Here is a 14,013-nt window from a genome sequence, read left to right on the forward strand (position 1 = left end):
GCGTCTACGCAGCGTGACGTTTTCCGGCGCCCCCGGGTTAGGCAGGCCGCGGGCGGTCCGCTACCGGCGCCCACCCGCACCAGAGCCGAACGAGACCGTTCGCGGACCGCCACGGCGGTCACGGGCGGTCACCACCGAAAGGGCACCATGAAGAAGACCCTGGAGAGCCTGTCCCGTGCCGCGCTGCGCGGTGCCGCCGTCACCGGCCTGTCCACGGCCCTCGCCGTGGCGGGCGGTCTCGCCACCGCGGCCACGGCCGCCGCCACGCCGCCCGGCCTGTCCTGCGAGACGGGCAAGCACGCGATCGACGACTACACCGGCTACGCGCTGTGCAGGAACAACGGTTCCAGCACGCAGACGTTCTGGGTACACCTGGTCTGCGGCTGGTCGCCGGACGTGGACGGCGAGCACGTCACCCTTGCACCGGGCCAGTCCGGCCAGTCCACCGCGCACTGCGCCGGCCTCGGCACCGGCATCGGCGAGATCAGCGTGCAGCCGTAAGGACCCTCGTACCGAACGGTTGAGGGCGGCGCGCCCACTCGTTACCCTCCAGTAAGTCCGTTCGCGCGGACAGGTGCACTGACGCACCTGCCGGTACGAGGAGGCGAGCCGCCCATGTCCTCAGCCCACACCACCCGAACGGCCGAAGAACCTGTGCCGGACCCGGCGGCCCCGGCTGCGGAATCCCTGGACACCGCCCAGCGAGGGCTCGCCGGCAGTGTGCGGGCCCTCGCGGACGGGCGGGTCACCTCCACGGAACTCGTCACCGCGGCGCTGACCCGGATCGCGGCGAGCCAGGGCACCCTCAACGCCTTCCGCCACCTGCGCACCGAGGCCGCGCTCGCCGAGGCGGCCGAGGCGGACCGCAGGCTCGCCGCGGGGGAGAGGCTGCCGCTGCTCGGGGTGCCGGTCGCGGTCAAGGACGACACCGATGTCGCCGGGATGCCCACCCACTTCGGCTGCGCGGGGGACCGGGTCGCGGCCGACGCGGACAGCGAGGCCGTCCGCAGGCTGCGGGCGGCCGGGGCCGTGATCGTCGGCAAGACCAACTCCTGCGAGCTGGGCCAGTGGCCTTTCACCGAGGGCGCCGCGTTCGGCGCCACCCGTAACCCGTGGCACACCGGCCACACCCCCGGCGGCTCGTCCGGCGGTTCGGCCGCCGCCGTCGCCGCGGGCCTGGTGCCCGCCGCCCTCGGTTCGGACGGCGCCGGCTCCGTCCGCATCCCCGCCGCGTGGACCCATCTCGTCGGCATCAAACCGCAGCGCGGCCGGATCTCCGTGCACCCGCACAGCGACGCCTTCCAGGGCCTCACCGTCAACGGCCCGCTGGCCAGGACCGTGGAGGACGCCGCCCTGCTGCTCGACGCCGTCGCCGGGCCGCATCCGGAGGACCCGCACCGGCCGCCGCCCGTGGACGCCTCGGCCGCAGCCCGCCGCGATCCGGGCCGGCTGCGCATCGCGCTCGCCTGGCGGCCCCCGCTCACCCTCACCGGCACGGCGCCCCACCCCGAGGTGCGCCGCGCGGTCACCGCGCTCGCGGAGGCGCTGGCCCGGCTCGGCCACGACGTGGTGGAGGCCCGGCCACGCTACGGGCTGATCGGCCTCGGCTTCGTGCCCCGCGCCACCGCCGGCATTGCCGAACTCGCGGCCCTGCACCCCGAGCCCGCGCTCCTGGACGCGCGCACCCGCAGTGCTCTGCGCACCGGCACCCGGCTCGGCGGCCGGGTGGTGCGGGCCGCCCGCGCCCGCGAGGTGCACCAGCACCGGCGGATCGGGGCGCTGTTCCACCGGGGGCGGGGCGGGGCCGGGTTCGACGTGCTGCTCACGCCGACGACCGCGCTGCCCCCGCCCCGTATCGGCACGTTCGACGGGCTGAGCGCCTGGCGCACCGATGTCGCGATCACCGAGGCGTGCCCGTATGCCTGGCCGTGGAACGTGCTCGGCTGGCCCGGTGTGAACGTCCCGGCCGGCTTCACCCGGGACGGCCTCCCGGTCGGCGCCCAGCTCCTCGGCCCGTCCCGCAGCGAGGAACGGCTCGTATCGCTGGCCGCCCAGCTGGAGGCGGACCTGCGCTGGCACGACCACCGGCCGCCGCCCCTGGGTTAGGGCACACGGGCCGTCCACTCGTCGCTGGAGAACTTCGTGCGCACCAGGTCCTGCGCACGAGCCAGCTCCTCCGGCGTCACCTCGCCCCTGGTCAGCCCGTGCCGGTTGCTGAAGGACTCGATCATCCGCTCGATGACGGCCTGGCGCGGCAGGCCGGTCTGGCGGCGCAACGGGTCGACGCGCTTCTTGGCGCTCTTCGTGCCCTTGTCGGACATCTTCTCCTTGCCGATGCGCAGCACCTCCAGCATCTTGTCGGCGTCGATGTCGTACGACATGGTCACGTGGTGCAGCACCGCGCCGGGGCCGCCGTCCGGGCCGACCACGCGCTTCTGCGCCGCCCCGGCGATCTTGCCGACCTCGGTGGCGATGTCGTTGAGCGGCTGGTACCACGCCTTGATGCCCATGTCCCCGAGGGCTTCGAGCACCCAGTCGTCCAGATACGCGTAGCTGTCGGCGAAGGAGAGCCCGGAGACCAGGGACTGGGGCACCGCGAGCGAGTACGTGATGGTGCTGCTCGGCTCCGCGAACATCGCGCCGCCCCCGGAGATCCGCCGGACCACCGTGACGCCGTGGCGGTCGACGCCCTCGGCGTCCACCTCGTTGCGCAGGGACTGGAAGCTGCCGATGATCACCGCGGGCGCGTCCCACTCCCACACCCGCAGCGTCGGCGGGCGCCTGCCCGCCGCGACCTCCGCCGTGATTACCTCGTCGAGCGCCATGTGCAGGGCCGGGGACTGCGGGGCGTCGTGGATGAGCTGCCAGTCGTAGTCGCTCCACTCCGTGGCGTGCGCCAGCGCCCGGCGTACGGCGACGGCGACGCCCTCCGAGGTGAGGCCGAGCATCACCGTCGACTCCGGGAGCGCCGCGTCGATGCGGGCCGCGAGGGCCACCGTGTCGGTGGTCGCGGGGGCGCCCTCCAGTGCCGCGTCGATCGCGAGGATCGCCTCGTCCGGCTCCAGGAAGAAGTCACCGGCCACCCGGACGTCGCGCAGTGCGCCGCCCTCGACCTCCAGGTCCACCACGACCAGCTTGCCGCCGGGGATCTTGTACTCACCGTGCACAGCCCTGCCTCCACTTCCGCCCGGCCCGCTCGCCGACGTACGGGCTCCGACCAGGCACAACGCCACCGTCACGCGGAATAGTCCGGCGACCGGCCCGCCGACCGGCAGCGAGCGATTACGTACAAATCATGATCTGTCCGGGCTGTTTGCTACGGCGGTATTGCGAGGTCGTGGCGGGACCCCTCCGGACCTGGTGCGGGCTCCGGACCGAGGACCAGACTGACGCTCGCACGTCTGTGCACCGATCTCCCGACCCCCCAGAAAGCACCACCGCGCATGCATACGCCCCCCAGACCCGGCGCCCCGACGGCGCACCTCATACGCGCGGTGAGGAGGTGCCACCCGTGCTGCGCCATGTGACGCGCAAGGCGGCGGGCTGGCTCCTGATGATCGTGGTCGCGACCAACGCCACCTACTTCCTGGCCAGTTGGTTCCTCGACCCCAGGTCCAACTTCAAGGAACTGCGGCCCGTCCGCACCGAGGCCCAGATCGACCGGGCCCTCGCGCCCTACAACCTCGACCCGTCGGTGCCCGTCGTCCAGCGGTGGTGGGACTGGCTCACCGGCGTCGTCACCCGCTTCGACTGGGGCATGTCGCCCACCGGGGTCTCCGTCAACGGCGAGATCGGCTACCGCTCGCTCGTCAGCGCCGAACTGGTCGTCATGGCGACGGTCCTGTCCGTCGTCATCGGCGTCACGCTGGGCGTCTACACGGCGTCCCGCCAGTACGGCTGGGCCGACCGGGTCTCGCAGGCCGTGTCCATCGCGGTGTTCAACGTACCCACGTCGGTCGCGGCGCTCGCCGTGGTCTTCGTCGCGATCTGGCTCAACCAGCACGCCGGGCTGCATTTCCTCTACGTCGCCGGCGAGAACTCGCCGAACGTCGAAGGGCTGCTGCCCACCATCGGCGACCGCCTGCTGCACCTGATCCTGCCGACCCTCACGCTCACCCTCATGGGATACGTCGGCTACCACCTGACGCAGCGTTCGCTGCTGCTCGACACCCTCAACGCCGACTACGTCCGCACCGCACGGGCCACCGGACTCACCCGCGCCCAGGCGATCCGCCGGCACGCCCTGCGCACCGCGCTCATCCCCACCGCGACCTCCGTGGCGTTCAGCATCCCGGCCGTCTTCACCGGCGCCGTCATCACCGAGACGATCTTCGGCTGGAACGGCATGGGCCGCTACTTCATCCAGACCATCGGCAAGAACGACATCCACGGCACGGTCGCCACGGCCGCCTTCGCCGCCGCCCTGACCGCGATCGGCGCGATCCTCGCGGACATCGCCACCGTCTTCCTCGACCCGCGCGTGAGGGTGAGCTGACATGACTGTGGTCGAACCGACAGAACTCCTGAAGCCCGCCCCGGCGGCGCCGGCGGTGGACCGGCGCGGCTCCGGTCTCGCGCGGCTCTACGCGCGGCGATTCCTGCGCAACCGGCTCGCCGTCGCCGGGGTGGCGATCTTCGTCCTGCTGGTGCTGTTCAGCGTGTTCGGCGGCCTGTTCACCCCGTACGCGTACTCCGACGCCGACTTCGCCGCGCTCACCCAGCCACCGAGCGCCGCCCACTGGTTCGGCACCAACCAGGGCGGCAACGACATCTACGCCTCCGCCGTGCACGGGCTGCGGCGCTCACTGGCCATCGCGGTCAGCGTCTCCGTCCTGACCATCGTCGTCGCCGCGGTCATCGGCTCCAGCGCCGCGTACTTCGGCGGCCGGGTGGAGAAGGCGACGCTCGCCGTCATCCACTTCCTGCTGGTCGTGCCCTCCTTCCTCATCCTCGCCCTCGTCTCCCACCGCCTCGCCGGTGACTGGCGGGTCCTCATCGTCGTACTGACGGTGTTCGGCTGGATGTCCACCGCGCGCGTCATCTGGTCCGTCTCGACCTCGCTGCGGGAGCGGGACTACGTCACGATCGCCGAGTTCATGGGGGTGACCCCGGCGCGCATCATCCTGCGCCACATCATCCCCAACCTCGGCTCCCTGCTCATCGTCAACCTGACCCTCGGCGTCGTGGCGACCGTGCTCAGCGAAACCGCCCTGTCGTTCCTCGGGTTCGGCGTCCAGACCCCGGACGTCTCGCTCGGCACGATGCTCGCCGACGGCGCGAGCACCGTCACCAGCGCGCCCTGGCTGTTCGCCTTCCCCGCCGGCCTGGTCGTCCTGCTCACCGTCTCGATGACGTTCGTCGGTGACGGGCTGCGCGACGCCCTCGACCCCACATCCACGACCGGTGCGGCAGGAGGCCGACGATGACCCTCGCGACGACCCTGCCCAGCTCCCCGACGCCCGGGGACGCCGCCACGCCCGTGCTCTCGGTGCGGGACCTGCACATCACCTTCCCCTCCGAGGCCGGACCCGTCGAGGCGGTGCGCGGCATCGGCTTCGACCTGCTGCCCGGCCGCACCCTCGGCATCGTCGGCGAGTCCGGCTCCGGCAAGTCCGCCACCGCCATGGGCATCATGGGCCTCCTCCCGCCCACCGCCGCGACGAGCGGCCAGGTGGTGCTCGGCGGACGGGATCTGGTGGGCCTCACCGACAAGGAACTCTCCGCGATACGCGGCAACGCCATCGGCATGGTCTTCCAGGACCCGCTCTCCGCGCTCACCCCGATCTTCACCGTGGGCCGGCTGCTCTCCGACGCCCTGCGCGTCCACCAGGGCCTGACGAAGCGGGCCGCCTGGGAACAGGCCGTCGAACTGCTCGACCTCGTCGGCATCCCCGACCCGCGCGAACGGGCCGCCTCCTTCCCGCACGAGTTCTCCGGCGGCATGCGCCAGCGCGTCGTCATCGCCATGGCCATCGCCAACAAGCCGTCCGTCCTCGTCGCCGACGAGCCCACCACCGCGCTCGACGTCACCGTGCAGGCCCAGATCCTCGACGTCCTGCGCCTCGCCCAGAAGGAGACCGGCGCCGGACTCGTCCTCATCACCCACGACCTCGGAGTCGTCGCGGGCCACGCGGACGACGTCGCCGTCATGTACGCGGGCCGGTTCGTGGAGCGCGCCGGCGTCGACGAACTCTTCGCCCGCCCCGTCATGCCGTACACCGCCCGCCTGCTCGCGGCCGTGCCCACCGTGGACAGCGGGGTACGCCGGCCGCTCGTCCCGATCGGCGGCGAGCCGCCCGCCCTGGTGAACCTCCCGGCCGGCTGCCCCTTCGCGAGCCGCTGCGCCGTCGCCCTCGACGCCTGCCGCACCGACGAACCCGCCCTGCGCGCGGTCACCGGGCACGGCGACGTGGCCTGCCTGCGCGCCGACGAGATCGCCGCCGGGACGCTCGATCCGGCGGGGGGCGCCGCACCCGACGAACCCGACGAGCCGGACGGTCCGTCCGCCGGGGAGGTCGTGCTCCGGGTCGAGGACCTGGTGAAGACCTTCCCGGTCACCAAGGGAGCCGTGCTCAAACGCCGCGTCGGCACGCTGCGGGCGGTCAACGGGGTCGGCTTCGAGCTGCGGGCCGGGGAAACCCTGGGCCTGGTGGGGGAGTCGGGCAGCGGCAAGACCACCACCCTGCTGGAGATCCTGCGGCTGAGGCGGCCCGAGAGCGGGCGGATCGAGATCGCCGGCACCGAGGTCGGGACCGTCGAATCCGCAGCCCGGGTGCGGGAGTTGCGCCGGAACGTGCAGATCGTGATGCAGGACCCGATGGGGGCGCTCGACCCCCGGCTGCCGGTCTTCGAACTGCTCGCCGAACCGCTGCGCGCGATCGGCCGGGACCGCGCGTCCATCCGGGCCCGCATCAGCGAACTCCTCGCCCTGGTCGGCCTGGACGAGGCGATGAGCGACCGCTTCCCGGCCGCGCTCTCCGGCGGCCAGCGCCAGCGCATCGGGATCGCCCGCGCCCTCGCGACCGAGCCGAAGCTGCTCGTGCTCGACGAACCGCTCTCCGCCCTGGACGTGTCCGTGCAGGCGGGCGTGATCAATCTGCTGGCCCGGCTCAAGCGCGAACTGGGCCTCGCCTACCTGGTGGTGGCCCATGACCTGGCCGTCGTCCGGTACGTGTCCGACCGCATCGCCGTGATGTATCTGGGTCACATCGTGGAGACCGGGGACACCGAGTCGCTGTTCGCCGACCCCAAGCACCCCTACACCAAGGCCCTGTTGTCCGCCATCCCGGTCCCGGACCCGCAGCGCGAACGCACCCGCGAACGCGTCGTGCTGGAGGGCGAGCAGCCGAGCGCCGCGCGGCTGCCGGCGGGCTGCGTCTTCGTGGACCGCTGTCCCCTGTACCGGCTGGCCGGCGAGGAGGTGCGGCAGCGCTGTCGTACGGAACGGCCCGCGCCGTCCCCGGTGTCCGGGCAGCCCGGCCACACGTACGCCTGTCACGCCGTCTGAGGCACCTCCGCACACCGCTTCCATCCCTACCGCCACCCCCCTGAAACCGAAGGAACACTCCGCCATGCGCGCAAGACTGGCCATGCCCGTCGCCCTGATCGCCGCCGTCTCCGTCGCCGCCACCGCGTGCCAGTCCTCCGGCGGGAGCGACGGCTCCGGCGGTGACGGCAAGGACGCGCCCAAGGCCGCGTCGGCCGCCGTCGACTACAACCCGCAGCCGTACGAGAACATCAAGGACGGCGGCACGTACACCACCGTCGGCACCTTCGACGACCAGGGCAACCCGTTCAACGTCAATGCCACGCTGACCGCGTCCCGGGTCTGGGGCTGGTACAACGCCGACGCGATCACGTATTCGCCGACCGGCGACGTGCAGTACAACAAGGACTACTACAGCGACGTGAAGGTCACCGTCGAGGGCGGCAACCAGAAGGTCGTTCTGACGATCAACCCGAAGGCGGCTTTCAACGACGGCACGCCCATCGACTGGCGGGCGATCGAGGCCACCTGGAAGGCCAACAACGGCTCGGACAAGGGTTTCGCGACCTCGTCGACGGACGGCTACGACCGGATCACCTCGGTCGCGAAGGGCAAGGACGCCAAGCAGGCCGTCATCTCCTTCAAGGGCGTCAACGCCTCCTGGTCCACCCTGTTCACCACCTTCCTGCACCCGAAGGCCGCGACGGTCGAGAACTTCAACAAGGCGTACGTGAAGAAGGCCCACCCCGAGTGGGGCGCGGGCCCGTACACGGTCGGCAAGTGGGACACCCACTCGGGCAACATCACCTTCGTCCGCAACCCCAAGTGGTGGGGCAGGAAGGGCAAGCTCGACAAGCGCGTCTACGTCAACCTGGAGTCGACGGCGGGCGTCAACGCCTTCAAGAACGGGCAGCTCGACTACACCTCCGCCGTCGACGCGGAGAGCCTCAAGCAGGTGAAGGGCCTGAAGGGCACCGAGATCCGCAGCGGCGGCAGCCCCTTCGAGTACTCCCTCTACTTCAACACCAAGTCGGCGGTCCTCTCCGAGAAGGCCGTCCGCAAGGCGATCCAGCAGAGCGTCGACCGCGCCCAGATCGCGAAGATCCAGTTCCAGGGGCTCGACTACAAGGAGCCGCTGCCCGGCTCCGCGGTGCTCTACAGCTTCCAGAAGGGTTACGAGGACAACCTCTCGGCCGTCCTGAAGTACGACCCGGCCGAGGCGAAGAAGACGCTCGACGCGGCAGGCTGGAAGCCCGGCTCCGACGGCGTGCGCGCCAAGAACGGCAAGAAGCTCGAAGTGGGCTACACCCTTCTGGGCGACGACCCGCTGGGCAAGGCCACCGCCGGCGCGTTCGCCGCGATGCTGAAGCCGGCCGGTATCCACCTCGTCATCAAGAAGGGCGACGACGCGGACTTCGCCAAGACCATCAGCGAGCGCAGGTTCGACATCTTCCTGTCGGGCAACCGCTCGATGGACCCGTTCGGGGCCCGCTACCTGTGCGACTTCTACTGCTCGGACCGTGATTCCAACATCACCGGCTCCGGCTCGCCGGCCCTGGACAAGAAGATCCGCGCCACCACCGAGATCGCCGATCTCGACCAGCAGGTCGCGGCGGTCAACAAGGTGGAGCGCGAGGCGCTCCAGGAGTACGCCTTCCTGCCCCTGTTCAGCGGGCCCTCCACGTACGGCGTGAAGAAGGGCCTCGCCAACGTCGGCGCCACGATCTTCTACACCCCGCTGCCGGAGACGGTCGGCTGGGAGAAGTAGCGCCCCCGGCGCCCGGCGCCGAACCGGCGGCCCGCGGTCATGTTCCCCATGCCCGCGGGCCGTTGGCGTGTGCGGGTCCCGTCGTCGCTTCGACTCCTGTGGTCCGTACCAAAGTCTTGACACGGCCTTCCTTCACTTCTTAAATCACGTAGCGAACCAAGTGCCCAGTGTCCGCTCCACCGCGCCTGCTCCACCTGTCATGCGCATGACTATCTCCGTGCGCACGGCGGGGTTCCCCTTCCCTCCCCGCACACACACCGGAAGGGAGAGTCATGGACTCCCCACGCCTTTCGCGGCGCCTGCTGCGCTCCGTACTCCCGGCACTCGCTCTCGCCCTGGCCACCGCGGGCCTGGCCGGGACCGGCGGGCCCGCGTCAGCCGGCACGGCCCCCATGTCGCAGGCCGCGGCGACCGCCACGACGACGTTCTCCGACGAGTTCGACGGGGCCGCCGGTTCGGCCGTCGACGGCAGCAAGTGGCAGATCGAGACCGGCGACAACGTCAACAACCACGAGCGGCAGTACTACACCTCGGGCAACAAGAACGCGGCACTGGACGGCCAGGGGCATCTGGTCATCACCGCCCGCAAGGAGAACCCTTCCAACTACCAGTGCTGGTACGGCACCTGCCAGTACACGTCGGCGCGGCTGAACACCTCGGGCAAGTTCACCCAGGCGTACGGGCATGTCGAGGCGCGCATGAAGATCCCGCGCGGCCAGGGCATGTGGCCGGCGTTCTGGATGCTGGGCAACGACATCGGTCAGGTCGGGTGGCCCAATTCGGGTGAGATCGACATCATGGAGAACGTCGGCTTCGAGCCGTCGACCGTGCACGGCACCCTGCACGGCCCCGGCTACTCCGGCTCCGGCGGCATCGGCGCGGGCTACACCCTGCCGAACGGCCAGGCCTTCGCGGACGCCTTCCACACCTTCGCCGTGGACTGGGCGCCCGACTCCATCACCTGGTCGGTCGACGGGAACGTCTACCAGCGCCGGACCCCGGCCGACACCAACGGCAACGCCTGGGCCTTCAACAAGCCGTTCTTCCTCATCCTCAACCTCGCGGTCGGCGGCTACTGGCCCGGCGACCCCGACGGCAGCACCGCCTTCCCCAACCAGCTCGTCGTCGACCACGTCCGCGTCACCACCAGTGACACCCAGCAGCCCGGTACCGGCGGGCGGATCACCGGACTCGCCGGCAAGTGCGTCGACGTCGCCGCCGCCAACACCGCCAACGGCACCCCGGTCCAGCTCTACGACTGCAACGGCACCAGTGCGCAGAAGTGGACCGTGGGCTCGGACGGCACGATCCGGGCCCTCGGCAAGTGCCTCGACGTGGCCTCCGGCGGCACGGCGGACGGCACCCCGGTCCAGCTCTGGGACTGCAACGGCTCGGCCGCGCAGAAGTGGGCGGTCAGCGGGGCCCGCGACATCGTCAACCCCCAGGCCAACAAGTGCCTGGACGCCACGGGCAACAACTCGGCCAACGGCACCCGGCTGCAGATCTGGACCTGCGCCGGCACGGCCAACCAGAAGTGGACGGTGAACGGCTGACCGTCCGGTCCTCCGCGGCCCCCGGCGCGAGCGCGCCGGGGGCCGCGTGATCATGTCCGGATGGCGACCGGGTCGCCGGTGCCCCGGTCGCACATGATTGGCTGGGGGCATGATCGATGACTTCCTCGCCGGTGACCTGACCGAGATCGAAGCGGCGGTCCGCGCGGCGGCCGCCGCCGAGATCATGCCCCGCTACCGGCAGCTCGCCGCCGACGACATCGTCGAGAAGAACGGTCCGCACGACCTCGTGACCGTCGCGGACCGGCGCGCCGAGGAACACCTCACCGCCTCGCTCGGCCGGCTCCTGCCCGGCTCGGTGGTCGTCGGCGAGGAGGCCGTCCACGCCGACCCGAAGGTGTACGAGGCGCTGGACGGCGACGCCCCCGTGTGGATCGTCGACCCGGTCGACGGCACCCGCCAGTTCGTACGCGGCGAGTCCGGCTTCTGCACCCTAGTGGCCCTCGCCCACCGGGGCGAGGTGCTGGCCTCCTGGACGTACGCCCCGGCCCGCGACGAGATGGCGGTCGCCGTGCGCGGGCGCGGAGCGACGGTCGACGGCACCGCGATACGCGCGGGCTCACCCGCCCCGGAGGCCGTCCTGCGCGTCGCCATGTCGCACCCCGACTACACCACCGACGAGCAGAAGCGCGCCCTGCTGGGCCTGCGCGCCGACGGCTTCGACGCCCGCCCCTGCGGCTCGGCGGGCCTCGAATACCTCGCCGTCGCCCGGGGCGAGAGCGACGCCGTCGCCTTCAACTGGGAGTACGCGTGGGACCACGCGGCGGGGCTCCTCCTCGTCGCCGAGGCGGGCGGCACGCAGTCCACGCTGGCCGGCGAGCCCTTCCATATCGCCGGCGGCAACGCCCTGCCCTTCACCGCCGCCCGCGACCGTGCCACCGCCGACCGCGTCCTGGCGGCGCTGCGCACGGGCGCCTGACGGCGGGCGGGCCGGTCAGAGGTCCAGCAGTTCGCGGGTGAGCGCGGTCAGGCGTTTGCGGGCCTCCGGGGCGTACGCCTGGTCGTGCGCCCGCGCGTCCGTGAACCGGTCGAAGTAGCGGCCGCTGACCTCCGCGAGCGCCGGGTCGGTGATCAGCCGCACCGCCGGGCGCACCCCCTCGTCGATGGAGACGGCCGGCGTCAGCCCGTACGCCCGCACGCCCTCGGTGTCCATGAGGTGGGCCGGGTGCAGCGCGTTGATGGTGACGCCGGTGCGGGCCGTCTCCTCCTCGGCCAGGTCGAACGTCGACATGATCATCGCGAGCTTGCTCCGGCAGTACGCCTCCAGACCCTCGTAGCCACGCTCCATCATGACGTCGTCCAGATCGACCGGCGCCTGCCCCATCGAGGCCACCTGGATCACACGCGCGGGCGCGGCGGCCGTGAGCAGCGGCAGCAGCTCCCTGATCAGCAGATACGGCGTCAGATAATTGACGGTGAACCGCAGTTCATGGCCCTGTGCGCCGAACTCGCGGCGCAGGGGTTCGCTGCCTCCACCGGCCACCGCGTTGTTGACCAGTACGTCGAGCCGGGGCTCGGCCGCACGGATGTCCGCCGCCATGGCCCGGACCTGGTCGAGGTCGGAGAGGTCCGCGAGATAGGTGCGCACCTCGGCCCGGCCGGCCGAGAGCTCCCGCGTCTCGGCGGCGGCCCGGTCGAGCCGGGCCCGGTCGCGGCCGTGCAGGAGCAGCGTCGCGCCGCGCCCGGCCAGGTCGCGGGCGAGGTGGAGGCCGAGGCCCTGAGTGGCACCGGTGATCAGAACGGTGCGGTCGAAGGTGTCGGGTGCCGTGTAGGTATCCATGCCCTGAGTTATATCAAGGTCTTGATTCATATTCCATGGCTGTCTCATGTGTGCCCCCTGTCATATGTGCGTGGCTGTACGCTCGCAGGCATGGGAATGACCGCCGGTGAACGCCTCGGCCTGGACATCAAGCGCGCCGAGCAGGCCCTCATGGCGGCCAAGGGCGCCGCGCTGAAGGACGACGGCCTGACGGTCGCGCAGTACGCGGCGCTGCTCGCGCTCTCCGACAACCCCGGGATCTCGGGGGCGGCACTGGCGCGGGCGTGCCTCGTGACGCCCCAGGCGATGGCGGCGGTGCTCAAGCACCTGGAGGAGCGCGGCCTGATCGCCAGGTCCGCGCATCCCTACCACCAGAAGATGCTGGAGACCCGGCTGACGGAGGCCGGGACGGAGACCCTGCGCAAGGCCGACGAGCGGGCGGTACGGATCGAACGCCGCATCGCGGACGCGCTCACCCCCGGGGAACGCGACACACTGCGCGACCTGCTGGCCCGCTGCGTCACCGCCATCCGCGCGGACTGAGCCCCGGTCAGCCCGGCGTCGCCGCCAGCACCTCGCGTACCTCTCGTACGAGCTTTGCCGCCGACTCGACCGCCGCCGCGTCCAGGCCGTGCAGCGCCTGGTTCGCGCGGGCCGCGAAGTCCGCCGGGGTATCGGGCAGGGCGGCGGCCGCCGCGAGGGCGCCCTTCTCGTTGAGGCACCACGTGCGGTGGTGGGCGTGGAGCGACTGGGCGAGGATGCCGAAGGCCCGGGAGAGGCAGAGCGAGACATGCAGCCGGTCGCCGGACGGGGCCGACTTGCGGGCGCCCGCGACGGAGAACTCCGCCTCCCAGGCCGCCTCGGCCAACGCCCTGCGCAGGGGCTCCGGATAGACGGAGGTCTCCTCCTTCAGGGCCGTCAACTCGCCGCCGGAGTCGGACAGTACGCGCCCGAGGGCGACCTCGCCCGGGTACGCGGGCGACCAGAAGCCCAGCGGATGGCCCGGCTGGACGCCCACCGCGTATCGGCCCTCCCGGCAGCCGGCCCAGACCTCCTCGACCCGGTCCAGATCGCGCAGGATCCAGTCGACCTGGACGCCGTCCACCTTCAGCCAGCCCCCGGCATTGACCCACGGTCCCCACCCGCCGGGCCCGGTCACCTCGACCGGGGAGCCCTGGAAGGCGGCGGCCAGCGCGGACAGGGCGGCGGTGTCCGGCGTCCCCCGGTAGTAGACGCCCAGGTCCCAGTCGGAGTCGGGGCGGTGGGTGCCCCGGGCCCGGCTGCCGCCGAGCAGGACGGCCCGGACACCGGGCACTTCGGTGAGCCGCGCGGCCATCTCGGCGATACGGCCGGACATGTCGGAGCCCGGGGTCGGGGCGGAGTCGTCTGCAGTCATCGGGCCGGGACACTACCCGCCCTCGGGCTGTCG

General features: G+C 71.8%; 12 protein-coding genes. 9 read left to right on the top strand and 3 right to left on the bottom strand.

All coding sequences use genetic code 11. The features are described 5' to 3' along the window. Positions 1-147 precede the first annotated feature (147 nt). Both EAO73_RS02065 and EAO73_RS02070 read left to right on the top strand, forming a co-directional pair. Entirely contained in the window at positions 148-501 is a 354-nt protein-coding gene (locus tag EAO73_RS02065) for a hypothetical protein (protein WP_147969727.1), read from the top strand. Between the two features lie 114 nt (positions 502-615). After that, the gene (locus tag EAO73_RS02070) at positions 616-2,106 is read left to right on the top strand and encodes an amidase (RefSeq protein ID WP_147969728.1); all 1,491 of its coding nucleotides are present in this window, start codon (positions 616-618) and stop codon (positions 2,104-2,106) included. On the opposite strand, the gene EAO73_RS02075 is transcribed toward EAO73_RS02070, so the two are convergent. Then, positions 2,103-3,167: a biotin/lipoate A/B protein ligase family protein gene (locus tag EAO73_RS02075; RefSeq protein ID WP_147969729.1), complete on the bottom strand. Its 1,065-nt coding sequence runs from the start codon at positions 3,165-3,167 to the stop codon at positions 2,103-2,105. The genes EAO73_RS02070 and EAO73_RS02075 overlap by 4 nt on opposite strands. A 344-nt stretch (positions 3,168-3,511) precedes the next feature. On the opposite strand from EAO73_RS02075, the gene EAO73_RS02080 reads away from it, so the two are divergent. The 6 genes from EAO73_RS02080 (at position 3,512) to EAO73_RS02105 (ending at position 11,744) form a co-directional block, all read left to right on the top strand. Continuing rightward, positions 3,512-4,495, top strand: a complete 984-nt coding sequence (locus EAO73_RS02080; RefSeq protein ID WP_147969730.1) for an ABC transporter permease — start codon at positions 3,512-3,514, stop codon at positions 4,493-4,495. 1 nt (position 4,496) lies between these two features. Continuing rightward, positions 4,497-5,426 (top strand): ABC transporter permease, encoded by a 930-nt coding sequence (locus EAO73_RS02085; protein ID WP_191133899.1) that lies wholly within the window; start codon positions 4,497-4,499, stop codon positions 5,424-5,426. Beyond that, the gene (locus EAO73_RS02090; RefSeq protein ID WP_147969731.1) at positions 5,423-7,507 is read left to right on the top strand and encodes an ABC transporter ATP-binding protein; all 2,085 of its coding nucleotides are present in this window, start codon (positions 5,423-5,425) and stop codon (positions 7,505-7,507) included. The genes EAO73_RS02085 and EAO73_RS02090 overlap by 4 nt, the downstream gene beginning before the upstream one ends. A gap of 64 nt (positions 7,508-7,571) precedes the next feature. Next, positions 7,572-9,254, top strand: a complete 1,683-nt coding sequence (locus EAO73_RS02095; protein ID WP_224756145.1) for an ABC transporter family substrate-binding protein — start codon at positions 7,572-7,574, stop codon at positions 9,252-9,254. A gap of 272 nt (positions 9,255-9,526) precedes the next feature. Beyond that, positions 9,527-10,807 (top strand): glycoside hydrolase family 16 protein, encoded by a 1,281-nt coding sequence (locus EAO73_RS02100; protein ID WP_147969732.1) that lies wholly within the window; start codon positions 9,527-9,529, stop codon positions 10,805-10,807. A 109-nt stretch (positions 10,808-10,916) separates the two neighbouring features. Continuing rightward, positions 10,917-11,744: an inositol monophosphatase family protein gene (locus tag EAO73_RS02105; RefSeq protein WP_147969733.1), complete on the top strand. Its 828-nt coding sequence runs from the start codon at positions 10,917-10,919 to the stop codon at positions 11,742-11,744. A 15-nt stretch (positions 11,745-11,759) separates the two neighbouring features. On the opposite strand, the gene EAO73_RS02110 is transcribed toward EAO73_RS02105, so the two are convergent. Then, a complete protein-coding gene (locus tag EAO73_RS02110; protein ID WP_147969734.1) occupies positions 11,760-12,605 on the bottom strand; it encodes an SDR family NAD(P)-dependent oxidoreductase in 846 nt (281 codons plus the stop codon). A 90-nt stretch (positions 12,606-12,695) separates the two neighbouring features. Here EAO73_RS02110 and EAO73_RS02115 point away from each other — a divergent pair, with 90 nt between their 5' ends. Beyond that, on the top strand, positions 12,696-13,127 hold the full coding sequence (locus EAO73_RS02115) for a MarR family winged helix-turn-helix transcriptional regulator (RefSeq protein ID WP_224756146.1): 432 nt from the start codon (positions 12,696-12,698) through the stop codon (positions 13,125-13,127). Between the two features lie 7 nt (positions 13,128-13,134). On the opposite strand, the gene EAO73_RS02120 is transcribed toward EAO73_RS02115, so the two are convergent. Then, positions 13,135-13,980, bottom strand: coding sequence for a nucleotidyltransferase domain-containing protein (locus tag EAO73_RS02120; protein ID WP_147969735.1), 846 nt, complete (start codon positions 13,978-13,980; stop codon positions 13,135-13,137). Between the last annotated feature and the right edge of the window lie 33 nt (positions 13,981-14,013).

The organism is Streptomyces sp. col6 (genome assembly GCF_008042035.1).
Lineage (GTDB): Bacteria > Actinomycetota > Actinomycetes > Streptomycetales > Streptomycetaceae > Streptomyces.